The organism is Homoserinimonas aerilata (genome assembly GCF_006716125.1).
GTDB lineage: Bacteria > Actinomycetota > Actinomycetes > Actinomycetales > Microbacteriaceae > Homoserinimonas > Homoserinimonas aerilata.
This window is the reverse complement of record NZ_VFOM01000001.1, coordinates 1,757,139-1,780,599: the sequence shown is the minus strand read 5'-3', so window position 1 is coordinate 1,780,599 and position 23,461 is coordinate 1,757,139. Positions and strand designations below refer to the sequence as shown.

Sequence of the window (23,461 nt, the reverse complement as noted above, 5' to 3'; positions counted from 1 at the left end):
CGGGCCGGTCAGTTTTTGGGTCGCTCCCAGGAGGCGATCGGGCCGTCGACGACGACGAAGAGCGGATGCGGGTCAGCCGTGGCGATGTTGGCCCATCTGGCGTGTGTCTCTGGGCTTCGAATTGCGAGCTTTGCCATGAGGTGTTGCCACTCGTAGTTGAGTTGTTCCGTGGTGACGGGGATGGGGGCGACCTCTTCGTCGAAGGGCAGGATCTTGGAACGGGTGAAGGAGTAGCCTCGGTCTTCGGCCTCGTCGGCGATTGCACTGAGAAATGTGGCGACGGCGGCTCCCGGGCTGGGTTGTTCCCGAAAACGTTCCAGTTGGGGATGCCGAGAGTATCCGCCAGTGCTTCGCCCGATCACGGTCTGGGCGAGAAGAGCTTCCCGCCAGCCTGCGATCAGGGCCTGGCGGTCGAGGTATCGCGGATGCACCGACCACAGTCTCACGGGCTCACAATATCAGCCGCCACAACTCGTTTTTCTGTTGCGGCCAGCGAAGCGAACTAGGGTCGTCGCATGGGAATCACACATTCCAGCACCGTTATGTCTCCGATCGCGGATGTGTTCGCCTGGCATACCAGGCCCGGTGCGTTCACTCGGCTTGCGCCGCCGTGGCAGCCTGCCGAGTTGACGAAGGAGAGCGAGTCTCTCGAACACGGTGAGGCGGTGCTCAGCCTGCCGGGCGGGCTCCGCTGGGTTGCCCGTCACGACCCGAACGGGTTTGAGCCGCCGTTCCGATTCGTTGACGAGCTCGTGCGGGATGGGGTCCCTGGTGTGCTGTTCCGCTGGCGTCACACACACGAGTTCGTTGAGGCGGGGCCGGATGCGACGGCGGTCACCGACCGCGTGGAGACACCGCTCGGTTCCCGCATCCTCAGGCCAATGTTTGTGTACAGACACCGGCAGCTGGCCGATGACCTGAGCGCACACCGGTGGGGGGCCGCTCTGTCGCCGGCGCCGCTCACTGTGGCGGTGACAGGGTCGTCGGGCCTGGTGGGGTCGGCGCTGTGCGCATTGCTCAGCACGGGCGGCCACCGGGTGATCCGTCTCGTCAGGAGGGCCGCAGTGGGGCCGGATGAGCGCACCTGGGATCCGATGGCGCCCGCCGCGGACCTGCTCGCCGACGTGGATGCCGTTGTTCATCTGGCCGGCGAATCGATCGCCGGTCGTTTCACCGAGCAGCACAAACGCGCCATTCGGGAGAGCAGGATCGAGCCGACCCGGCGCCTTGCCGCGCTCGCCGCGTCCACGGCAACGAGCGTCCGTACCTTTGTCTGCGCATCCGCTATCGGAATTTACGGTGCGGAGCGCGGCGACGAGGTGCTCACCGAGCAGAGCCCGCGCGGCGAGGGCTATCTGGCGGATGTCGTGTCTGAGTGGGAGTCAGCCACGCTCCCGGCAGAGGAGGCGGGCATTCGGGTCGTCTCTGTGCGCACTGGCATCGTGCAGTCGCCTCGCGGTGGCACGCTCAGACTGTTTCGCCCGCTGTTTTCTGCAGGTTTGGGTGGCCGCGTCGCATCCGGTGAGCAGTGGCTCTCCTGGATCGACATCGACGACCTCTTGGATGTTTATCTTCGCGCCCTCGTCGACGCGTCAGTGTCGGGCGCTGTGAACGCTGTCGCACCGCAGCCGGTGCGCAATTCGGATTACACGCGCACGTTGGCGCACGTTCTGAGGCGTCCGGCGCTTCTGCCGGTGCCCTCGTTCGGCCCTCGGATACTGCTGGGCGCAGAAGGAGCCCAGGAGCTCGCGGAGGCCGATCAGCTCGTCTCGCCTGCTGTGCTGGTGGATCGCGGCCACCGATTCAGACGCCCCGACCTTGAGTCGTCGCTGCGGCACCAACTCGGCCGCGTCATCCGCTGAGCCTGACTCTGCCCTGCTGAAAACGAAGGACATCCTGGGCGAATCTGCCGCACATGCGTTCCGCGGGGACGTTTTGGGCAGAATGTCCTTCGTTTTCGGCAGCCCATTGAGGGAGCACCGGCAGCGTGAGGCGCGGGGACGGCTCGAGCTGCGGCTCTACAGCCGCCCCGCCGCCTTGAGCGCGATGTAGCGGTCCGCGACGGCGGGTGGCAGGTCGCCCGGCGCGCCGGTGACGACGTCGGCGCCGAGCTGCCGGATGGCGGCCGACACCCGCGCCGTGTCGAGCATGGCCCGTTCTGCGGCCGCCGCGCGGTACACGTTCTCGCGGTTCTCGCGGTGCCGGGTCGCATCCAGCACGTCCGGGTCGGTGACGGATGCGACGAGTACCGTGTGTTTGCGGCTCAGCTGCGGCAGCACCGACAGCAGTGCCCGCGAGTTGCCGGGCGCATCGATGGAGGTCATGAGCACGACGAGCGCCTGCCGGTTGGTGACGGAGTTCACGAGGGCGGGCACCGCATGCCAGTCCATTTCGATGAGTTCGGGTTCGATGGGCGCCATCACGTTCACCATGCGGGAGAGCAGTTCGCCGCCGCTGGCCCCTTGGATGCGGCCGCGCACGCGCCTGTCGTAGACGAGGGTGTCGACGCGGTCGCCGGCGCGTGTGGCGAGCGCGGCGAGCAGCAGCGATGATTCGAAGGCGGTGTCCATGCGGGTTTCGTCGTCGATGCGGGCGGCGGATGTTCGTCCGCTGTCGACGATGATGACGATGCGTCGGTCGCGTTCGGGCCGCCAGGTGCGCACGACGAGGGTGCGGCTGGGGTCCGGGTCGGGTGCGCTGCGCCGGGCTGTGGCCCGCCAGTCGATGGAGCGCACGTCGTCGCCGCGCACGTATTCGCGCAGTGAGTCGAATTCGGTGCCCTGCCCGCGGATCATGACGCTGGTGCGGCCGTCGAGTTCGCGCAGCCGGGCGAGCCGGGAGGGCAGGTGGCGGCGCGAGTTGAACGGTGGCAGCACGCGCACGGTGCCTGCGGCGGCGAGGGTGGCCTGCCGGGCTACGAGCCCGAGCGGCCCGAATGAGCGCACGGTGACGTGGGCGCTGCGGCGTTCGCCCCGACGGAACGGGGTGAGGGCGCTGGTGACGGCACGGCGTTCGCCAGCGGGCACGTCGATGCGGTTCCTGCTGGGGTTCGGCGCGGCCGTGGGCTCCCAGCCGTCGCGCATGATGCCGTGGATGCGGCGGCGCCCCGTGTTGGTGAGCAGAACGGTGGATGCTGCGGTCTCGCCGAGGCGCATCCGTTCTGGTGTTTCGCGGCTGATGGCGAGCGCGCGTGGCGAGCCGGCGAGGGCGAGGTCGAGGGCTCCGAGCAGCAGGGCGAACCCGATCCAGGCGGGCAGCGCCCAGGGCTCGCCGATGAGCACGATCGGCACGATGCCGGCCGTGAGCAGTGCGATGTACCACCCGGAGAAAGCCACTAGATCGGCACCCGCACCTGCTGGAGCACGGAGCGCAGGATGGTGTCTGCTGTGACTCCTTCGAGTTCGGCTTCGGGGCGCAGCTGCAGGCGGTGCCGCCATACGGGCAGTGCCATGGCCTGCACATGGTCGGGGGTTATGGCGTCGAATCCGCTCAGCCAGGCCCAGGCTTTGGCGGCGGCGAGCAGTGCTGTGGTGCCGCGGGGGCTGACGCCGAGGCGCACGGATGGCGACTGGCGGGTGCCGCGCGCGAGGTCGACGATGTAGGCGAGCATGTCTGCGCTGGCGCCGACCCTGGCGACGTCGGCCTGGGCTTCTGCGAGGCGGTGGCCGTCGAGCACGGCGGTGACTCCGGCGGCGTCGAGGTGGCGCGGGTTGAAGCCTGCGCTGGAGCGGGCGAGTACTTCGATCTCGTTGTCGCGTTCGGGCACGTCGAGCACGAGCTTGAGCAGGAATCGGTCGAGTTGTGCTTCGGGCAGCGTGTAGGTGCCTTCGTATTCGATGGGGTTCATGGTGGCGGCGACGACGAAGGGGGTGGGCAGCGGGAGGGTGCGCCCGTCGACGCTGACCTGGCGTTCTTCCATTGCTTCGAGGAGCGCCGACTGCGTTTTGGGTGGGGTGCGGTTGATTTCGTCGGCGAGCAGGATGTTGGTGAAGACGGGGCCTTCGCGAAAGTCGAATTCGCCGAGTTTGGCGTCGTAGACGAGCGAGCCGGTGACGTCGCCGGGCATGAGGTCTGGCGTGAACTGGATGCGTTTGGTGTCGAGCGCGAGGGTGCGGCTGAGCGTGCGCACGAGCAGCGTCTTGGCGACTCCGGGAACGCCTTCGAGCAGCACGTGCCCGCCCGCGAGGAGGGCGATGATGAGCCCTGTGACGGCCCCGTCCTGGCCGACGACGGCCTTGCCGACTTCGTCGCGCACCCGGCCGAATGAGTTGCGCAGCTCGCCGGTTGAGGCGGTTGAGGCGGTTGGGGCAGCGGAGGCCGAGCCGCTCGAGGCGTTCGAGCCGGCGGAGGTCGTCGTGTCGGTGCTCTGCTCTGTCATTCCTTCATTCTCCATGGGTGTCTGGCGGTGCGGGCGGGCTGGGCTGTTCAGTGGGGGCGGATGGCGTCGCGCAGCTCGCGTTCTAGCTGCAGCAGCGCATCCGACATTCTGATGAGGTCGCGATCGTTCTCGGGCAGTTCGTCGATGAGTAGTTCGCGCAGGGGTGTGGAGGGGCGGCCGAGCGCTGCGGCGACGGTGTCTACGATGTCGTCGACGGATGCGCTGCGCGGCTGTTTGACGGCGATGGCGAGCCGGTCGAGGGTTCCGATGCGCAGCGCGTCGAGCGCCCTGAGGCGGGCGGATGATCTCTGGTAGAGCCGCGCGCGGCCTTCCATGGTTTCGGTGGAGCGCACGGTGACGGGCAGCCGTTCGATGACGAGGGGGCCGAGGCGGCGCCCACGCCAGATGCCGGCGGCGATGACGACGAGCAGGAGCAGCACGAGCACGGGTGTGACCCAGGGCGGGGTGAGTTCGGCGATTCCGGGGGCGTCGGATGCGCTCAGGTCGCCGGTTCCGGGAACGTACCAGACGAGGCGGTCGTGGTGGCCGAGAAGTCCGAGCGCGTAGGCGGCGTTGCCGTCGGCGAGCACCTGCCCGTTGCTGAGCGCACCGGTCGCTCCGACGATGACGAGCCGTGTGTCGTCGCCGTCGATCTCGATGTGGGAGTAGACGTCGTCGCCGCTGCCGAGGCAGGCGGTGATGCTGCTGTCGGCGTCGGCGTCGGTGTCGTCGACGATGCGGTAGCCGCTGGCGTCTCCGCTGACGGTGCCGGCCCGGGCGATCTCGCCGCTGCTGTTGTCACCGCCTCCGCAGTCGGCGTCGAGCCGACCGCTGACGATGCCTGCCGGGGCGATGGCGGGCGCGAGGGCGTCGAGTTCGGCGTAGGAGGGGTCGATGAGGATGGTGCGTTCGGCGAGGCGGCCTGCGGTGCGCAGTTGCTCGGTGTCGAGGATGCCGTCGCGGTCGTGCAGCAGCAGGGTGGCGCGCCCGTCGGCGGTGGCGGCGTCGGCCTTGGCGAGGGTGTCGACCACGTCGACCTCGATGCCGTGCGTGCGCAGCGTCTCGACGACGGCGCGGGCGCCGGCCGGGCCGGGGCCTTCCGGGTCGAGGGGCACGCCGCTGGGCCGGTTGGCTCCTGTCATGAAGAGGGAGAGCACGGCGATGGCGAGCGCGACGAGCGCGAACAGCGCCCAGAACAGCCAGCGTTTCGCTGTGCGCCCGATCGTGGGGGTCATGGCCTCTGCGGCTGTCACGGTCATCCGGTGGCCCCCGCGGTTCCTGCTGGCGCGGCGGCGGCTTCTGGCAGCACGGGCCGCGCACTGCGCAGTTCTCGCTCGAGGGCCGCGACGCGTTCGTAGGCGTCGCGGCTGCCGTCGTGGCCGAGGTAGCGCACCTCGTCGAAGTCGGTGGCGCTCGCGGCGAGGGCTGCGCCGTGGTCGGGAAAGACGGATGTCGCCCGGCCGGCGAAGTGCTGGGCGGTCGTGCCGGGGCTCATGGTGACGAGCGTGCGGTCGGAGAGCCCCCGGGCGATGGCGCGGAACATGTCGGCTGTGGCGTCGGCCCAGCGCCCGGCTGCTGCGCTGCGTTCGGCGTCGCGGCGCATGGCTGCCGCGTCGCGGCCGTCGTCCTCGCCGAAGATCTCGCCGGGGATGCGGCTGCGGCGCGATCGCGCGGGCGGCCCGAAGATGAAGAATGCGGCGACGATGACGGCGGCGACGAGCAGCAGCACGAGTACGACGCCGAGGCCCTGCCCGCCTCCTGTGCCGTCGAGGCTGAGCGAGGTGATCCACTCCCACAGCGCGGTCGCGAGGCGGTCGAACCAGGTGGGTTGGGCTTCCTGGTAGATCAGCTTGGAGAGTTCTTCTCGCAGCCATTCGCGCGCCTGCTCGGCGTCGGGGTCGAGGGGCGTGTCACCTGCGGCCAGCCCGAGGGGCCGGAGCAGGGCGGCCGCGGACGGCCCGAAGAGGAGTGCGATCATCGCCAGGGTGAGTCGATCGTTCCGGCGTCTGTCGCCTGCTGCTGCGTGGCGCTCTGGGGAAGGTACGGATCGTCGGCGGTCGGTGCGCCGGCGGCACGGTCGTCGACGTACCTGGCGAGGTCGAGGTCGAGCCCTTCTTTACGCATCCGCAGGTCGATGTAGATGAGACCGTTCGCTGACGACTGGATGATGGCGGCGATGGAGCCGAGTACGACGATGAGCGCGAGCATCACGAGCGTGAAGGCGACGATGACAACGATGGCGGTGACGTTGGCGGTGCCGTTGGGGTCGATGAGCAGGCTCAGCATGGGCAGCACGAGGGAGACGGGGGTGACGATCACCTGCACGGCGATGCCGAGGATGACGGAGACGAGCGCCTGCGTGCCGAAGGTGCGCCAGAAGTGGCCGTCGGTGAGCCGCCAGGAGCGGCGGATGGCGGCGCCGAGTCGCAGTCGCTCGATCATGAGCGCGCTCGGCACGAGTGACACCTTCGTGCCGAGCCAGACGCCGAGGACCAGAAGCCCGAGCCCTCCGAGGATTCCGATGGTGACGCCGAGGGCGATGCCGACGGCGCCGAGTGTGACGCCGAGGGCGATGGCTGCTGCGGCGAGCACTCCCATGGCGATGAGCATGGCCACCACGAGGAGGAGCATCCACCCGATGAGAGCCCACAGCCGACCTTTGGCGTGGCGCCAGAGCTGGCGCAGGCCGAGTTTCTCACCCACTGCGGCGCGGGCGACCTCGATGACGACGACGCCCTGCAGCAGTGCTGCGACGACACCGCTGGCGATGATGGGCACGATGTAGGCGATGACGAGGCCGAGGATCGCGCCCGCGGTGACATCGTCGACATTCTCGGAGGATGCGTTGTCGATACGGGAGAAGGCGAACCACGCGACGAGTGCGCCGAACCCTGCGGAGAGCAGCAGAACGCCGAACTGGGAGAGGAGAGCGAGGCCGAGTGTCGGCCGCGGGTTGCGCCGGAAGGCGCGGAAGGATGCGCTGAGCAGGGTGCCGAGGGTGAGCGGGTGCAGGGGGATCAGGCCGGGGCGCGGCGGGGGCGTCCACTGCTGACCCGCTCCTGCCGGCTGCCCCGGAACATCCGGAGTCGGATGCGGCGCAGCGCCGTAGGCGGGCGTGGCCCCGTAGGCCGGCGCGCTCGGGTCAACGGGCGGCTGCCACTGCGGGGCGCCGGTCTCGCCATCACTCACTGTTTCCCCCTCATGACGGCGTTCGGTTTCGATTACTCATGCTGGCATACTCGACTACTCTTGTGCGAAAGCCTCACCAAGCCGTGCGATCGCCCGACGCACAGGCGCCCCTGAACGAAGACGGGACGATGAACGCTCCTCGCATTCTTGTTGTTGACGACGATGTCGCGTTGGCCGAGATGATCGGCATCGTTCTGCGCGGCGACGGCTTCGATCCCTCCTTCTGCGCAGACGGGTCTGAGGCGCTGCAGGCGTTCCGCGACACGAAGCCCGATCTGGTGCTGCTCGATCTGATGCTGCCGGGCAGGAACGGCATCGAGGTGTGCGAGGAGATCCGGGCGGAGTCCGGCGTTCCGATCATCATGCTCACGGCGAAATCCGATACGACGGATGTTGTGAGAGGGCTTGAGAGCGGCGCCGACGACTATGTGGTCAAGCCGTTCAATCCGAAGGAGCTGGTGGCGCGCATCCGCACCCGCCTGCGTCCGACGCCGGAGTCGACTGCCGAGACGCTGCGTGTCGGAGATCTGAGTCTCGACGTGGCCGGCCACGAGGTGCGCCGCGGAGACACGATCATCAACCTGACCCCGCTCGAGTTCGAGCTGCTCCTGGCGCTGGCGATGAAGCCGCAGCAGGTGTTCACGCGCGAGATGCTGCTCGAGCAGGTGTGGGGCTACCACTACAAGGCTGACACGCGCCTCGTCAACGTGCACGTGCAGCGACTGCGCGCCAAGGTCGAGCTCGACCCCGACAACCCCGCCATCGTCATGACTGTTCGTGGCGTCGGCTATCGTGCCGGTGCCGGAAGGTAACAGCTTTCCGGTCGCCCTGTTCGCGGTGCGCCTGAGGCGTTTCCGTGACCGCCTGGTGCACACCTGGCGTTCCTCGCTGCAGTTCAGAACGGTTGCGATCACGGTCGTGCTCTCGGGCCTCGCCGTGACGATCATCGGCGGTTACATGTCGGCCGTGATCGGCGGCAACCTGTTCACCTCGCGCCGCGACACGGTCGAAGCGGAGCACGCCAAGGCGACGCTGCTCGCCCAGGACTACTTCAACAACGCGCTCGCCGCCGACGAGTCGAGCCAGGTCGACCTGGACCTTCTGAGCATCGACGTGCAGGCACGCATCCTGTCATCGACGACGAGCCCGGGAGGAACGGGCTTCGGGATGCTCAGGGTGCCGGGGCAGACGACGCAGCTGTCGATGCCTGCCACCCGCAGCGGCAGCTTCTCGTCGAGCCTGCTCACGCCGCAACTGCAGTCGCTGGTGCGCGACGACACGGGGCGCGTGTACCTGCAGTCGGTGACGCTGCCCGACGGCTCGCCCGGCATTGTTGCGGGGTCGCTTGTGACGGTGCCGTCTGCGGGCAACTACGAGCTCTACCTGGTGTTTGACCTCAGCGATTCGCAGCAGACGCTGGTGTTCGTGCAGCAGACGCTCGCACTGGGTCTGCTGTCGCTGGTGGTGCTGATCGGCGCGGTCACCTGGATCGTGGTGCGCCTCGTCGTCGCGCCGGTGCGTGTCGCGGCGGAGACAAGCGAACGGCTGGCCGCCGGCGAGCTCGACGAGCGCATCCCGGAGAGGGGCGAGGATGTCATCGCGACGCTTGCCCGCTCATTCAACGGCATGGCCGACAGTCTGCAGCAGAAGATCACACGGCTCGCCGAGGTGTCACGGATGCAGCAGCGTTTCGTGTCGGATGTCTCGCACGAGTTGCGCACGCCGCTCACGACGATCCGGTTGGCCGGCGATGTGCTCTACGACCAGCGCGCCGATTTCGATCCGACCACGGGTCGCACGGTCGAGCTGCTGCATACGCAGGTGCAGCGCTTCGAGCAGCTTCTCGCCGACCTTCTGGAGATCAGCCGTTACGACGCCGGCGCGGTCGAGTTGGAGTTGGAGCCCACCAATCTGGTGCGGCTCGTCGAAGACACCGTCGACTCGATGGTGCCGCTCGCGGATGAGCGCGGTTCCTCTCTCAGGCTGGTGGCGCCCGGCGGCTATTTCGAGGCGGAGGTCGACCCCCGTCGCATCCGTCGTGTCGTGCGCAATCTTCTGGGCAACGCGATCGAGCACGGCGAGGGCGGCCCGATCGTGGTCATGGTCGACAGCAATGAGACGGCGATCGCCCTCACGGTGCGCGATTACGGCGTGGGCATGTCGCCGGCGCAACTGGAGCGTGTCTTCGACCGCTTCTGGAGGGCAGACCCGTCACGCAAGCGGACCATCGGCGGAACGGGCCTGGGCCTGGCCATCTCGCTCGAGGATGCAGGCCTGCACGAGGGTCGGCTCGAGGTGTGGTCGGAGACGGGGGAGGGCGCCTGCTTCAGGTTGACGCTGCCGCGGCTGCGCGGAACCCCGATGGGTGAGTCCCCTCTCGAGTTGCCGCCGGAGGACGGGCCCCAGGTGGAGGTTCCCCGGGAACTTGCCGAGGAACTCGCAGAGCGCCTGCCCGATGATGGAAGGCAGCGACACGAGCAGGAGAACGAGGGGAGGCAGCCGGATGCGTAGCTCACGAATGCCTCGCAGGATCGCCGCCGTCGCGGTCGTCTTCGTTCTGGGCTCCCTGCTGTCGGCCTGTGTGGGCATCCCCAGTTCAGGCGGGGTGATGACGGGCGACGAGGTGAGCCAGCGGGATACCGGCGAGGATGCCGAGTTCGTGATCTCGGGTCCGGCGCCGGGCTCCGACCGGGAGACGATCCTTCGGGGTTTCATCGATGCCTTCAAGAGTTCGGGCGATTACGACGTCGCCCGCCAGTTCCTCAGCTCCAGCTTCGTGAACGAGTGGGAGCCGCGGGGCAGCGTGCTGCTGCGCTCGGGCCCGGAACGCTTTGTCACGATCGATGAGTCGACCATGCAGTATGTGGTCTCCACCCGCGCATCCGTCGATTCGGCCGGGGTGTACACGGCGTTCCCGTCGGCGCCGTCGACGCTGCAGTTCCAGTTCGTGAAGGAGGGCGGCGAGTGGCGCATCAGCTCGGCGCCGAGCGGGATCGTGCTGTCGACGAGCGCATTCGGGCGCATCTTCGGTGAGCACGCCCTGTATTTTCTCGATCCGAGCGGTACGAGCCTGGTTCCGGATGTGCGGTGGTTCCCGGCGGGGACGGCCGCGACGCGCATCGCCTCGGCTCTTCTGGCGGGCCCTCCGGCGTGGCTGCAGGGCGCTGTGAAGACGGCTTTCCCTGACGGCACGCAGCTGTCGTCGCCGAAGCGGGTGGTCGCGGAGGAGGATACCGCGATCGTCGATCTGACGTCGGCCGCGCTCACGGCGACGGAGTCGCAGCGCCAGCTGATGAGGCTGCAGCTGACGGCGAGCCTGGGCACGGTGGCGAGCCTGCCGAATGTGCGCATGTCGGTCAACGGGGCCCCCATGGAGTTGGGTGACCCGGGCACGGGGCTCCCGCAGGCGCATCCGCAGGTCGACAGCAGGCCTCTGCTGTTCCATGACGGCGAGTTCGGTTTTTACGCGAACGGGCAGATTTCTCCTGTCGACACCTTGAGCGCGAAGATCGCCGGCCTGTCGCCGTCGGCGGTGACGCTGGGCACGGGCGGCACCGCTGCGGCCGTGCTCGGCGTGGGCGGCGTGTCGGTTGTGCGCGCCAACCAGGCCTCGCCGGCGCCGCTCGATTCGCGGCCGGGCCTCATCGCTCCCGCTCTCGACAGCTACAACTACGTGTGGTCGGTTCCCGCCGACGATCCGACGGCGCTGCGGGCCTTCGACTTCGAGGGCAGCTCGTTCGCGGTGGCAACGAATCTGCCGGCGGATGCCCGCATCGTGTCGGTCGATGTGGCGCGCGACGGGGCGAGGGTGGCCATACTGCTGTCGACCTCGGTGGGGCCGCGGCTCATCGTGGCGGCGATCAACCGCGATGCGAACAATGCGCAGGCTCCGCTGGCACTGGGCGAGCCGATCGTCGACACCATCGCCTCCGAGGGCACTGCGCTGGATGCGACGTGGCTCGACGAGACGACGGTCGCGACGCTCACTGTGCTCGATGAGACGACGGTCGCGACCGCCTACAAGGTGGGTGGTGACAGGACTTCGCTCGGCAGCCCCGGGAATGCGGTGCAGATCGTCGGCGGCAACACGGAGTCCGGCCTGCGGGCCCTCGGCGCGGACGGCGTTGTGTCGGCGTTGCGTGACAGCGGCTGGCAGTCGACGCAGGCTCAGGCGCAGTTCATCGCGACGCAACGCTAGGCACTTCTCCTCGGGGTGCCGCGTCGCCGTGTGCTGTCCACAGATCGGGGCAACGCGTCGGCTGCAGCGATCATGTCGGCAAGGCTGGACGCGTGCCCGCTCCTCTCTTCGCGCTGCCCGCGCCCTTCTCCGCGATGCTCGCCGGCGCCGCCCTCGATGCCGCCGCCGTGCTCCTGCCGGTGGACTGCGCCGGCTGCGGTGAACCCGACCGCGGGCTGTGCCGCGACTGCCGTGTCGCCCTTCTCCCGGCGCCGAGGGGCAGCCTCGTCGGCGGCTCGCTACCGGTGACGGCGGCGCTCTCCTATGAGGGTGTCGTGCGCCGGAGCATCCTGGCGCTCAAGGAGCAGGGCCGCACCGATGTCGCCCGCGTGCTGGGCGGCGGGCTTGGCGAGGCGGTGCGAGCCGCGGCCCTCGGCACGGGCGTCGTCGAACTCTGCCCCATGCCGACGAGTGACGATTCGTGGCGGCGACGCGGCTACGACCCGGTGGGCCTCCTGCTGCGATCCAGCGGATTGCCCAGGGCGGGCCGGATGCTCCGCCACGCGCGGCACCACAGGCATCAGAAGGCGCTGGGCCGGCAGGAGCGTGCTGAGAACCTCGCGGGCTCCCTCGCCGCACGGCATGCGCTGGACGGCCGCCGCGTGCTCCTCGTGGACGATGTTGTCACCACCGGGGCCACACTGCTGGAGGCGGCGCGGGCGGTGCGGGCGGCCGGCGGGCAGGTCGTCGGCGCGGCCGTGCTGGCCGCCACGCCGCTCTATCTGCCCACTCACAAGGGGTTCGTGGCGAACACCCGGTAAACGCATCGTGACTTACTCGGGCGGCGGCATTACGGTGGGACAAAGAGGCGCGCAACATCGCCTGGTTCACGGGCGGCGCGTCGTCACGAACCGGAGGACGCCATGGAAATTTCCATCAACGGACGCAATGTTGGCATCACGGATCGCTTCCGTGATTATGCGACCGAGAAGGCCGACAAGGTCGATCACCTCGCACCGAAGGCCCTCGCCTTCGAGATCAAGGTGAGCCGCCACAACGAGAAGAACTCCCAGTCCGGAGATGACAGGGTCGAGTTGACCCTCGTGGGTCCGGGGCCTCTCGTGCGTGCGGAGTCGACGGGGTCTGACAAGTACGTCGCCTTCGACCTGGCGCTCGACAAGCTGGTGGAGCGTATCCGCCGCGCGAAGGATCGCACGAAGGTGCATCGCGGCCTGCATCGCCCCGTCTCCTTGCGGGAGGCATCCGAAGATGGATTCAGTGTGGTTGACATCACTCCGGCGAGCCCGGAGGTGATGGAGAGCGTCGCGACCGGCACGATTCCGGTGCAGGCGCCGCCGCAGCCGGGCGATGACGACTGGAGCCCTGTCGTCATCCGCTCCAAGGTGTTCCCGTCCACGTCGATGCGTGCGGAGGAGGCCGTCGACCACATGGAGCTGGTCGGACACGACTTCTACCTCTTCATTGATGCGGAGACCGATCGCCCCAGCGTCGTCTACCGACGCAAGGGCTGGGACTACGGAGTCATCAGCCTCGATTCGGAGAGCACAGCCGAGGAGGTGTCGCGCCGCAGGGCGCGCTGAGCCGGCGGCCCTGGGGCCGTCATCGTTGCGCCGAGGGCGAACGGGCTGAGGCCTGTTCGCCCTCGGGTCGTCGTGTCGAGAGGCCTGACAGCTAGGATTGCTACGGTTAACGGCCTCGCCTGTGCGCGGTCGCACGACGGGATGATCCGACGACATCAATGGGAGTTAATCGGTGGCCAATGTTCTAGAGCGCGTTCTCCGGGTGGGCGAGGGGCGCACGATGCGCCGGTTGCAGCGTTACGCGGCGGCCGTCAACCATCTTGAGGACGACTTCACGGAGCTCACCGACGACGAGCTGCGCAACGAGACCACCGAGCTGCGGGAGCGCTACGCGAACGGTGAGTCCCTCGATGATTTGCTGCCGGAGGCCTTCGCCGCTGTGCGCGAGGCCGCCAAGCGCACCCTCGGCATGCGGCATTTCGATGTGCAGCTGATGGGTGGCGCGGCCCTGCACCTGGGCAACATCGCCGAGATGAAGACCGGTGAGGGCAAGACGCTTGTCGCCACCCTGGCCGCCTACCTTAACGCGATCCCCTCGCGCGGCGTGCACGTCATCACGGTCAACGACTACCTGGCCAGCTACCAGTCTGAGCTCATGGGGCGCATCTTCCGCGCGCTCGGCATGACCACCGGCTGCATCGTGTCCGGCCAGAACCCGACCGTGCGGCGAGAGCAGTACGAGGCGGACATCACCTACGGCACGAACAACGAGTTCGGCTTCGACTACCTGCGCGACAACATGGCCTGGCAGGCCGCCGACATGGTGCAGCGTGGGCATCAGTTCGCGGTCGTCGACGAGGTCGACTCCATCCTCATCGATGAGGCCCGCACCCCTCTCATCATCTCCGGTCCGTCCTCGGGCGAGGCGAATCGCTGGTTCACCGAGTTCGCAGGGCTCGCGAAGCGCCTGATTCCGGATGTCGACTACGAGGTCGACGAGAAGAAGCGCACCGTCGGCGTGCTTGAGCCCGGCATCGAGAAGGTCGAGGACTACCTCGGCATCGACAACCTGTACGAGTCGGCGAACACCCCGCTCATCTCCTTCCTCAACAACTCGATCAAGGCATCCGCCCTCTTCAAGAAGGACAAGGACTACGTCGTCATGAACGGCGAGGTGCTCATCGTCGACGAGCACACGGGCCGAATCCTCATGGGCCGCCGCTACAACGAGGGCATCCACCAGGCGATCGAGGCGAAGGAGGGCGTTGCGGTCAAGGCAGAGAACCAGACGCTCGCCACGGTCACCCTGCAGAACTATTTCAGGCTCTACAGCAAGCTCTCGGGTATGACGGGAACGGCTGAGACCGAGGCCGCCGAATTCATGAGCACCTACAAGCTGGGCGTCGTCGCCATCCCGACGAACAAGCCGATGCTGCGCATGGACAAGTCCGACCTCGTATACAAGAACGAGAAGGTCAAGTTCGACCAGGTCGTCGAGGACATCGTGGAGCGCCACCAGAAGGGCCAGCCCGTTCTGGTGGGCACGACGAGCGTCGAGAAGAGCGAGTACCTGTCCAAGCTGCTGGCCAAGCGCGGGGTCAAGCACGAGGTGCTGAACGCGAAGAACCACGCACGCGAGGCGGCGATCGTCGCGCAGGCGGGTCGCGTCGGTTCTGTGACGGTGGCCACCAACATGGCCGGCCGTGGTACCGACATCATGCTCGGTGGCAACGCAGAGTTCCTCGCCGTTGCGGAGATGAACCAGCGCGGGCTGAGCCCCGTCGACACCCCGGAGGAGTACGAGGCCGCGTGGGATGAGGTCTTCGCGCGCGTCTCGGCGGAGGTCAAGACGGAGGCCGACAAGGTCATCGAGGTCGGCGGCCTGTACGTGCTCGGCACGGAGCGTCACGAGTCGCGACGCATCGACAACCAGCTGCGCGGTCGTTCCGGCCGGCAGGGAGACCCGGGCGAGAGCCGCTTCTACCTGTCGCTCACTGACGACCTGATGCGCCTGTTCAACTCGGCGGCAGCAGAGTCGCTCATGGGCCGCGGCAGTGTGCCGGATGACATCGCGATCGAGTCGAAGGTCGTGAGCCGGGCCATCCGCAGCGCCCAGTCGCAGGTCGAGGCCCGCAACGCCGAGATCCGCAAGAACGTGCTCAAGTACGACGATGTGCTCAACCGTCAGCGTGAGGCGATCTACAGTGACCGCCGCCACATCCTCGAGGGTGACGACCTGCAGAACCGCACGCAGCAGTTCCTGGAGGATGTCGTCACGGAGGTCATCGACGAGCACACCTCCGAGGGCCACGCAGACGACTGGGACTTCGACGTCCTGTGGACGGAACTGCGCACCCTGTACCCGGTCTCGATTACGCCGGACGAGCTGATCGAGGAGGCCGGAACGCGCGGCAAGGTCACGCACGACATGCTCAGCTCCGAGATCATGTCGGATGCGAAGCTCGCCTACGACAGGCGCGAGGAATCGCTCGGCAGCCCCGCCATGCGGGAGCTCGAGCGCCGCGTCGTGCTGTCGGTCATCGACCGCCGCTGGCGCGACCACCTCTACGAGATGGACTACCTGAAGGACGGAATCGGCCTTCGCGCGATGGCACAGCGCGACCCGCTCGTCGAGTACCAGCGTGAGGGTTTCGCCCTGTACCAGAGCATGATGGGGCAGATCCGCGAGGAGTCGGTCGGCTTCCTGTTCAACCTCGAGGTCGAGGTGACGCCCGCGGGCGGCACCGCTGCGGCCCCCGCGGTGGTGGCGAAGGGGCTGTCGGCTCCGTCGACGCCGAACCAGGGCCTCAGCTACTCCGCGCCGAGCGCCGACAACGGCGGCGAGGTGGAGGTGCGCAACCAGCGCGGCCAGATCGACCAGGCCTCGACGGCGCGTGCCCTGAAGGAGCAGCAGGATGCTGTGAGCCCCACATTCGCGGGCGCCCAGCAGGGCCAGCCGCAGCAGGGTGGCCAGCAGGGCCAGCGCGGTGCCTTCGGGCAGCAACAGGGTGGCGGCACCGCCGCGCCTGTGAACCGTGCGCAGCGCAGGGCCCAAGGCAAGAAGAAATAGCACGGGGCAAGAAGAAGTAGCAGCAGCCTGACCGGGGGCGCGGCGAGCGGATGTTCCGCATGCCGCGCCTTCGGCATCCGGGGCCTGTCACGTCTGCCGGGTGGCGGCATCCGGCATTCGTGTATGCTCGGCCCATGATCTCGTCTGTCGTGTTCGCGTGGCCCGCCTCCTAGGCGAGCTTCGGAACCGACACATCAACCGACCGCCTTCAGGGGCGGTTTTCTTGTTCCTGGGGGCGCACGACCCCAGGGAACGACCATGGACACTCTGCTCAGCCGGCTGCTCGCATCCGATGCGCCTCTCGCTCTCATCCGCCGTCATGACGAGCCGTTCGTGCACGTGCTCGGCGGCAGCATCGTCGACGTCGACTCGCTCGACGCGATCCCGCTGGCGCGTGATGGGGTGCCGGCCGATGTGCTGGCGCTGGTGCCGTTCCGCCAGATCGCGGAGCGCGGCTTCGAGGCGAAGGATGACGGCACGCCGCTGCGCTGCCTCCTGGTGGACGAGCGGGAGACGGTCGCCGTCGACGAGCTCCTCGCGCGCCTGGAGGCCCGACCGGGCCGGCTGCAAAACGGGGCATTCGATACCTCAGACGCCGACTACGCGCGCATCGTTCGTACCGTCATCGACGACGAGATCGGTGCAGGGCAGGGCGCCAACTTCGTGATCAGGCGCGACTTCGAGGCGACCAGCGAGCTGCCTCCGCGGGCCGCTGTGCTGGCGTGGTTCCGCGAACTGCTGCTCGCCGAGCGGGGCGCCTACTGGACCTTCGCGGTGCACGCGCCGGGCGGTCTGACCGCGCCGGCGGCATCCGTCTCCCTTGTCGGCGCCAGCCCGGAGCGGCACATCAGCGTCGAACCCGACCCTGCGGGCGGTGCGGCGGTCGCCACCATGAACCCCATCAGCGGCACCTACCGACACCCGGCGGGTGGCCCCGACCCGGACGGCTTTCTGCGCTTCCTGCAGGACGCGAAGGAGACGGAGGAGCTCTTCATGGTCGTCGATGAGGAGATGAAGATGATGAGCCGGATCTGCGGCGAGGGAGGGCGCATCCACGGGCCATTCGTGAAGCAGATGGCGGCGCTCACCCACACCGAGTACGTGCTGAAGGGCCGCACCCGGCTCGCCCCGGTCGACGTGCTGCGGCACTCGATGTTCGCCCCCACCGTGACCGGGTCGCCCATGCAGAACGCCTGCTCCGTCATCGCGCGGCACGAGACGAGCGGCCGAGGCTACTACGCGGGCGTGCTCGCCCTCTTCGAGGCGCAGCCAGACGGCTCGCACACGCTCGACGCGCCCATCCTCATCCGCACCGCCTATGTGAGCGGCCGGCCGGATGGCGGGAGTCGGGTGCGCGTGCCCGTCGGGGCGACGCTCGTGCGGCACTCGGACCCGGAGTCGGAGACGGCCGAGACGTGGGCGAAGGCCACCGGTATTCTGCGTGCCATCGGGGCGTTGCCGCGAGAGACGGATGCCCCGAAACAGACGGTGCCGCGCCTTGCGGATGTTCCGGGGGCGGAGGCCCTGCTGGCCGCACGCAACGAACGGTTGGCCGGGTTCTGGATGGCGCAGCAGTATCCGCGGCCCGGGGTCGGCGGCGCCACACTCGCCGGGCGCAGTGCCGTCATCATCGACGCCGAGGACGAATTCAGTGCCATGCTCGCCCACCAGTTGCGGGCGGCGGGGATGCTCGTGGAGGTGCGGTCGTGGAGGAGCGTCACCGACAGCAGTTTCGCGGGTGCGGACCTCGTCGTTGCGGGCCCAGGGCCGGGCGACCCGAGCGACCTCGCCGACCCCCGCATCGCGCGCATGCACGAGCTCGTGCGCGACCGTGTCGCATCCGGGCTGCCGCTGCTGGCGGTGTGTCTGAGTCACCAGGTGCTGTGCCTGCAGCTCGGGCTGCCGATCGAGCGACTTGCCTCCCCGCACCAGGGGCTTGCACTGCGCGTGCCGATGCCGGGCGGCCCGGCCACCGTCGGCTTCTACAACACGTTCACGGCTCTCGCGCCCGCCGGGGTGGAGCTGCCCGGCGTCGAACTGAGCGTCGACCCGCGCGGGCAGGTGCACGCCGTGCAGGGCGAGGGTTTCGCCTCCGTGCAGGGACACCTCGAATCGGTGCTCTCGCTCGACGGCAACGCCGTGCTCCTCGGACTGGTGGAGAGGCTGCTCGGGGTGCGGGAGGACGCCGTGGTGGGGTGACCGGTGCGTCGCCCGCGGGGCTTGTGGATAACTTTCGAGGCCGTTTCAGGATCTGTCGCATGATTGCGGCATGTCCCAAGCTGTGTCGATCATCACCGAGCGCGTGCGCGAACGCGTGCGACGGGAGGGCATCGACCTCGGCGGAGACCGCGAGCTGGCAGGCAGGCTCGTGCGCGACGAGGTGCGCAGCTACAGCGAGCGGGCGCTCGCCGGCACGCTGCCGATGCTCGCCGACGAGCAGGGCACGGCGCGCGATGTCATCGCCTCGATCGTCGGCCTGGGTCCGCTGCAGCCGCTGCTCGATGATCCGGACATTGAAGAGATCTGGATCAATGCTCCCGACAGGGTCTTCGTGGCCAGGGGTGGGGTCTCCGAGCAGACCGGCATAGTGCTGAGCCCTGCGCAGGTGCGCGATCTGGTCGAGAGGATGCTGCAGTCCACGGGCAGGCGCGTCGACCTGAGCTCACCGTTCGTCGACGCATCGCTGCCCGACTCCTCGCGACTGCACGTGACCATCCCCGACGTGACGCGCGAGCACTGGGCGGTGAACATCCGCAAATTCACGCGGCGCATCGCCCAACTGCAGGCGCTCGTCGAGCTGGGGTCGCTCACCCCACTGGCAGCCGAATTCCTGCGGATGTGCGTGCTCTCCGGTCAGAACATCGTCGTCTCGGGCGCAACCCAGGCGGGCAAGACGACGCTCCTCGGGGCGCTGCTGTCGGCGGCGCGGCCCTCCGACCGCATCGTCACCGTGGAGGAGACCTTCGAGCTCGACGTGACCGCGCGCGACGTCGTTGCCATGCAGTGCCGCCAGCCCAGTCTGGAGGGCACGGGCGAGATAACCCTGAGACGCCTCATCAAGGAGTCGCTGCGGATGCGCCCCGACCGTCTCGTCGTCGGAGAGGTGCGCGAGGCGGAGTCCCTCGACCTGCTCATCGCGCTCAACTCTGGCCTGCCGGGCGCGTGCAGCGTGCACGCGAACAGTGCACAGGATGCTCTGGCGAAGCTGTGCATCCTGCCTCTGCTGGCCGGGCGCAACATCGATGCCTCCTTCGTTGTGCCGACCGTCGCATCCGTCGTCGACATAGTCGTGCACTGCGAGCTCGACCGGCACGGCGCCCGCCGCGTGACCGAGATCATCGCCCCGACGGGCGAGATCGACGACGGGGCCATCCTCTCCACGGGCATCTTCTCGATGCGATCCGGTGAGCTTGCCGCCACGGGAGCCCTTCCGGCGCGGATGGCGAAGTTCCGCGCCGCAGGGCTCGACCCGGCCGTACTGCTGCAGCCGGGCACCGCGGCGGTGGCGCACGCGGTGACACCGGTGCCGGTGGAAGAGACGGGTGCGGCATGATCGACACCTCCCTCGAACGCCTTGTTCTTCCGCTCGCCTTGGGCATCGCCCTCGGTCTGGGGCTGCTGCTCATGGCCTCTCCGCTGCTGTGGCCGGAACGTCAGCGGCGCGACTCCGGCACGTCCAGGTTGATGTCCACGCTCGCGGAACGGCTCGCCCTCGCCGGTCTGCCCTCGGCGACCCCGGTGATGCTCCTCGTGGCGTCGGCGCTGCTCGCCCTTCTCTGCGGCGCGCTCGTGCTGGCATTCGTGCCGGTCATCGCCCTCGGGCTCGCCGCTGCGGTCATCGGCGGGATGGTGCCGATCTCGGTCGTGACCTGGCGGGCCCGCGCCCGACGCAGGGCCAACCGCGCGCTCTGGCCCGACGTCGTCGACCACCTCGTCTCGGCGGTCCGCTCGGGGCTCTCCCTCCCCGACGCGCTCGCAGCGCTCGCTCACACCGGGCCCCTGCATTCCCGCGCCGCCTTCGAGGAGTTCGAGCGCGACTATCGCAGCACCGCGAACTTCTCGCGCTGCCTCGACCGTCTCAAGCAGCGCCTCGCCGACCCCGTTGCCGATCGAATCCTTGAGACACTGCGGATGTCGCGCGAGGTCGGCGGCAGCGACCTCACCGCGGTCCTGCGCAACCTCTCCGCCTATCTTCGGCAGGAGGCCGCGATCCGCTCAGAGGTGGAGGCTCGGCAGTCGTGGGTCGTGAACGCGGCGAGGCTCGGCGCGGTCGCACCCTGGGTGGTGCTCCTGCTGCTCGCCTCGCGGCCCGAGGCGGCCCTCGCCTACAACAGCGCAGGCGGGGTCGCACTCATCGCGGGCGGCCTCGCCGTCACGGTGCTCGCATACCGCATCATGCTCGCCATCGGGCGGCTGCCGGAGGAGAGCAGGTGGTTCCAGTGAGCTCGTTCGCCACCGGGCTCGGCCCGTGGGCGCTCGCCTGCGGGATCGCCCTCGGCGTCGGCCTCTGGACGCTGCTCGGCATGGTGCCCCGCTTCGCCCGCCCGCGCCTCCTCGCCCGTGTCGCACCCCACGTCTCCGACGTCTCCGAAGAGGCCCACGCGATGCAGCGGGCGCGCAACGCCGAAGCGTTTCCGGTGCTGGGTGCACTCCTCGGGCCTGTTCTCGCGCGTCTGCGTCGCATCCTCTCCTCCGTACTCGGAGGGGGCGCGAGCGTCGAACTGCGCCTCCACCAGGCGGGCTCCCGCCTCACCCTCGAGGCCTTCCGTTCGCGGCAGCTCGTCTGGGGCGTCATCGGACTGGGAACAGGAACGGTGCTCGCGACGGTACTCGGCAGCCTTCGGCCCACCCCGCTGATCCTCGCCGTGGCAGTCGTGATCGTCGCCGGCGTCGCGGGTGTGCTGCTGTGTGACTGGCTCCTGCAGCGCCGGGCCGCCTCCCGCATCGCCCGCATCACCGCCGAGCTGCCGCTCGTGCTCGAGTTCCTCAGCCTGAGCCTCTCCGCAGGGGAGGGCATCCTCGACGCGCTCCGCCGGGTGGCGCATGTCAGCCGGGGCGAACTGTCCGGCGAACTGGGCAGTGTGCTGGCCGAGGTCAACACCGGGCTGCCGCTCTCAGAATCCCTGACGCGCTGCGCCCGGCAGCTGCAACTCCCCGCATTCACCCGCTGCGTCGAACAGGTCACCGGCGCGCTCGAGCGAGGCTCCCCACTCGCCGAAGTACTTCGGGCCCAGGCGCAGGATGCCCGTGACGACACCAAGCGCCACCTGCTCGAAGTGGCCGGCAAGAAAGAGGTGACGATGCTTATCCCGCTCGTCTTCCTCATCCTGCCGATCACCGTAATTTTTGCCATCTTCCCTGGGGTCTTCGTGCTCCAGCTCGGCTTCTGAGGCCCCGCATCCGCCGTACCCCTGCCACCCGCCCAACCCCCGAATCGCCGAAGGAACCATCGTGACGACACCCTCCATCATCCCCACCGGTCTGCGCCGCCGTGCCGCTGCAGCACTTGCCGCCATCCGCTCCGACGAACGGGGCGACGTGCCCGGCTGGGTGCTCATAACGCTCATGACGGCAGGTCTTGTGATCATCATCTGGGCGCTCGCCGGGCCGGCCCTCAGCGGCGTTTTCGAGCAGGCCATCCAGCGCGTCTCATCGTTCTGACCCCGGCAAGCAGGTGACCACGATGACTGGCCGTGTGCGGGCGCTGTTCCGCGCCGAACGGGGCTCCGCACCCGCAGAATTCGTCATGGTCGCTGCGCTGCTCACCGTGCTCACACTGTCGGTCATGCAACTCGCCCTCGCGCTGCACATCCGCAACACCGTGCTCGACGCGGCCTCTGAGGGTGCCCGCTACGCATCCCTGGCCGACAACGAACTCTCCGACGGGGCGCGGCGCACACAGGAGCTCATCACGACCGCCATCGGCCCCGGCTATGCGGGCGACGTTACCGTCACCTCGCAGACGCACCTCGGGCATCCGGCCGCAGTCGTCACGGTGCGGGCACCACTGCCCCTCATCGGACTCATCGGCATCAGCCACGGACTGGAGGTGAGCGGGCATGCGGCGCTGGAAACGCTGGAGTGAGGCCCTCGCGGCAGAAGAGGGTTCCGCCTCGCTCGAGTTCATCACCGCAGGCATGCTGCTGCTGGTTCCGCTCGTCTACCTGGTGGTCGCGCTCGGCTCGCTGCAGGCGGCGGCGCTCGCCGTCGAAGGAGGCGCCCGCCAGGCCGCCCGCGTGTACGTCGACTCCGTCGACAGCGCCACCGCACGGCACCGCACCGAAGTGGCCGTGCGTTTCGCGCTCGCCGACTACGGCATCGACGACGCAGCCGCCAGCGTGACCATCGACTGCCTGCCGCGACCGGATGCCTGCCTCACCCGGCAGGGCACGGTCACGGTGACCGTGTCGACCACCGTCGCGCTGCCCCTCATGCCGCCCGTGCTCGGTGGGGGAGGACTCCTCGCCGTGCCCATCGAGGCCAGCGCGGTGCAGCAGGTCTCGCGCTTCGGGCGGGAGAGGTGACACGGATGCGCCGGCTGCGGCAAGAAGAGACGGGCTCCACCCTCCTGCTCACCATCTTCTATTCGATGCTCTGCCTTGTGCTGGCGCTGCTGGTCACCGCCGCCACCTCTCTCTACCTGGAACGCAAACGGCTGTTCACCCTCGCCGACGGGGCCGCGCTTGTCGGCGCGGAGGCGTATGAGCTGGACGCCTTCCTCTCCGCGGCCACCGGCGGTGCATCCGCTGCTCTCTCGTCGCCAGCCGTGGCATCCGCCGTCGACGGCTACATCGCGGCCGTCCCGCACGACTTCGAGGGGCTCGCCGTCGTTCGCGCAGACAGCCGAGACGGGCTCAGCGCGACGGTCGGCCTCTCCGCCTTCTGGCGCCCGCCGATGATCACACTGCTCGTGCCGGAGGGTCTGCGCATCGAGGTCGAGACGACCGCGCGCAGCGTGCTCGGCTGACGCGCGCCCGCCCCTGACTCGCAGCGACCGGCCGCCGCCGCTACCCGTGCCTGACGAACAGCAGCGTCACGCCGATCGCAACGACAGCCCTGCGCTGGGCGCCCCGCCCCCGCGGAAGAGCGCGCAAACCACTCCCGCG

Annotated in this window: 21 protein-coding genes; 15 read left to right on the top strand and 6 right to left on the bottom strand. The window is 68.8% G+C overall.

Features of this window, described 5'->3' with window-relative positions:
• Positions 1-8: 8 nt before the first annotated feature.
• Entirely contained in the window at positions 9-446 is a 438-nt protein-coding gene (locus FB562_RS08380; RefSeq protein WP_141880683.1) for a pyrimidine dimer DNA glycosylase/endonuclease V, read from the bottom strand.
• A 69-nt stretch (positions 447-515) separates the two neighbouring features.
• Here FB562_RS08380 and FB562_RS08375 point away from each other — a divergent pair, with 69 nt between their 5' ends.
• The gene (locus FB562_RS08375) at positions 516-1,862 is read left to right on the top strand and encodes a TIGR01777 family oxidoreductase (protein WP_141880682.1); all 1,347 of its coding nucleotides are present in this window, start codon (positions 516-518) and stop codon (positions 1,860-1,862) included.
• Positions 1,863-2,018: 156 nt separating this feature from the next.
• Here the strand turns inward: FB562_RS08375 and FB562_RS08370 are convergent, their stop codons facing one another.
• The 5 genes from FB562_RS08370 to FB562_RS08350 are packed head-to-tail and all read right to left on the bottom strand — an operon-like array spanning position 2,019 to position 7,567.
• Positions 2,019-3,335 carry a DUF58 domain-containing protein gene (locus FB562_RS08370; protein WP_141880681.1) on the bottom strand — a complete coding sequence of 439 codons (1,317 nt, stop codon included), beginning with the start codon at positions 3,333-3,335 and terminating at the stop codon, positions 2,019-2,021.
• The gene (locus tag FB562_RS08365; protein ID WP_141880680.1) at positions 3,335-4,378 is read right to left on the bottom strand and encodes an AAA family ATPase; all 1,044 of its coding nucleotides are present in this window, start codon (positions 4,376-4,378) and stop codon (positions 3,335-3,337) included. Before FB562_RS08365 ends, FB562_RS08370 begins: the two co-directional genes overlap by 1 nt.
• Positions 4,379-4,425: 47 nt before the next feature.
• A complete protein-coding gene (locus tag FB562_RS08360) occupies positions 4,426-5,637 on the bottom strand; it encodes a DUF4350 domain-containing protein (RefSeq protein WP_141880679.1) in 1,212 nt (403 codons plus the stop codon).
• Positions 5,634-6,356 carry a DUF4129 domain-containing protein gene (locus FB562_RS08355; RefSeq protein WP_141880678.1) on the bottom strand — a complete coding sequence of 241 codons (723 nt, stop codon included), beginning with the start codon at positions 6,354-6,356 and terminating at the stop codon, positions 5,634-5,636. The genes FB562_RS08360 and FB562_RS08355 overlap by 4 nt, the downstream gene beginning before the upstream one ends.
• Positions 6,353-7,567 carry a DUF7847 domain-containing protein gene (locus FB562_RS08350; RefSeq protein ID WP_141880677.1) on the bottom strand — a complete coding sequence of 405 codons (1,215 nt, stop codon included), beginning with the start codon at positions 7,565-7,567 and terminating at the stop codon, positions 6,353-6,355. The genes FB562_RS08355 and FB562_RS08350 overlap by 4 nt, the downstream gene beginning before the upstream one ends.
• Before the next feature lie 128 nt (positions 7,568-7,695).
• Between FB562_RS08350 and mtrA the strand changes: the two genes are divergently transcribed.
• The 14 genes from mtrA to FB562_RS08280 all read left to right on the top strand — a co-directional run bounded on the left by mtrA (position 7,696) and on the right by FB562_RS08280 (position 23,322).
• Complete coding sequence (gene mtrA / locus FB562_RS08345; protein ID WP_141880676.1) at positions 7,696-8,379, top strand: MtrAB system response regulator MtrA; 684 nt, start codon at positions 7,696-7,698, stop codon at positions 8,377-8,379.
• Positions 8,366-10,078 carry an MtrAB system histidine kinase MtrB gene (mtrB, locus tag FB562_RS08340; protein ID WP_342777290.1) on the top strand — a complete coding sequence of 571 codons (1,713 nt, stop codon included), beginning with the start codon at positions 8,366-8,368 and terminating at the stop codon, positions 10,076-10,078. Before mtrA ends, mtrB begins: the two co-directional genes overlap by 14 nt.
• Positions 10,071-11,765: an LpqB family beta-propeller domain-containing protein gene (locus tag FB562_RS08335; RefSeq protein ID WP_185740489.1), complete on the top strand. Its 1,695-nt coding sequence runs from the start codon at positions 10,071-10,073 to the stop codon at positions 11,763-11,765. Before mtrB ends, FB562_RS08335 begins: the two co-directional genes overlap by 8 nt.
• A 92-nt stretch (positions 11,766-11,857) precedes the next feature.
• On the top strand, positions 11,858-12,565 hold the full coding sequence (locus FB562_RS08330) for a ComF family protein (RefSeq protein ID WP_246081401.1): 708 nt from the start codon (positions 11,858-11,860) through the stop codon (positions 12,563-12,565).
• A gap of 102 nt (positions 12,566-12,667) precedes the next feature.
• Positions 12,668-13,345, top strand: coding sequence for a ribosome hibernation-promoting factor, HPF/YfiA family (gene hpf, locus FB562_RS08325; RefSeq protein ID WP_141880674.1), 678 nt, complete (start codon positions 12,668-12,670; stop codon positions 13,343-13,345).
• Positions 13,346-13,517: 172 nt separating this feature from the next.
• On the top strand, positions 13,518-16,355 hold the full coding sequence (gene secA, locus FB562_RS08320) for a preprotein translocase subunit SecA (protein WP_141880673.1): 2,838 nt from the start codon (positions 13,518-13,520) through the stop codon (positions 16,353-16,355).
• Between the two features lie 258 nt (positions 16,356-16,613).
• Positions 16,614-18,554, top strand: coding sequence for an anthranilate synthase family protein (locus tag FB562_RS08315; protein WP_141880672.1), 1,941 nt, complete (start codon positions 16,614-16,616; stop codon positions 18,552-18,554).
• Positions 18,555-18,624: 70 nt separating this feature from the next.
• Positions 18,625-19,908, top strand: coding sequence for a TadA family conjugal transfer-associated ATPase (locus FB562_RS08310; protein WP_141880671.1), 1,284 nt, complete (start codon positions 18,625-18,627; stop codon positions 19,906-19,908).
• Positions 19,905-20,798: a type II secretion system F family protein gene (locus tag FB562_RS08305; RefSeq protein ID WP_141880670.1), complete on the top strand. Its 894-nt coding sequence runs from the start codon at positions 19,905-19,907 to the stop codon at positions 20,796-20,798. The genes FB562_RS08310 and FB562_RS08305 overlap by 4 nt, the downstream gene beginning before the upstream one ends.
• The gene (locus FB562_RS08300; protein ID WP_246081400.1) at positions 20,795-21,745 is read left to right on the top strand and encodes a type II secretion system F family protein; all 951 of its coding nucleotides are present in this window, start codon (positions 20,795-20,797) and stop codon (positions 21,743-21,745) included. The genes FB562_RS08305 and FB562_RS08300 overlap by 4 nt, the downstream gene beginning before the upstream one ends.
• Positions 21,746-21,824: 79 nt before the next feature.
• On the top strand, positions 21,825-22,016 hold the full coding sequence (locus FB562_RS08295; protein WP_425459827.1) for a hypothetical protein: 192 nt from the start codon (positions 21,825-21,827) through the stop codon (positions 22,014-22,016).
• A gap of 22 nt (positions 22,017-22,038) precedes the next feature.
• A complete protein-coding gene (locus FB562_RS08290) occupies positions 22,039-22,440 on the top strand; it encodes a TadE/TadG family type IV pilus assembly protein (protein WP_141880669.1) in 402 nt (133 codons plus the stop codon).
• Positions 22,415-22,879, top strand: a complete 465-nt coding sequence (locus tag FB562_RS08285; protein ID WP_141880668.1) for a hypothetical protein — start codon at positions 22,415-22,417, stop codon at positions 22,877-22,879. The genes FB562_RS08290 and FB562_RS08285 overlap by 26 nt, the downstream gene beginning before the upstream one ends.
• 5 nt (positions 22,880-22,884) lie before the next feature.
• A complete protein-coding gene (locus FB562_RS08280; protein ID WP_141880667.1) occupies positions 22,885-23,322 on the top strand; it encodes a pilus assembly protein TadG-related protein in 438 nt (145 codons plus the stop codon).
• Positions 23,323-23,461 lie beyond the last annotated feature (139 nt).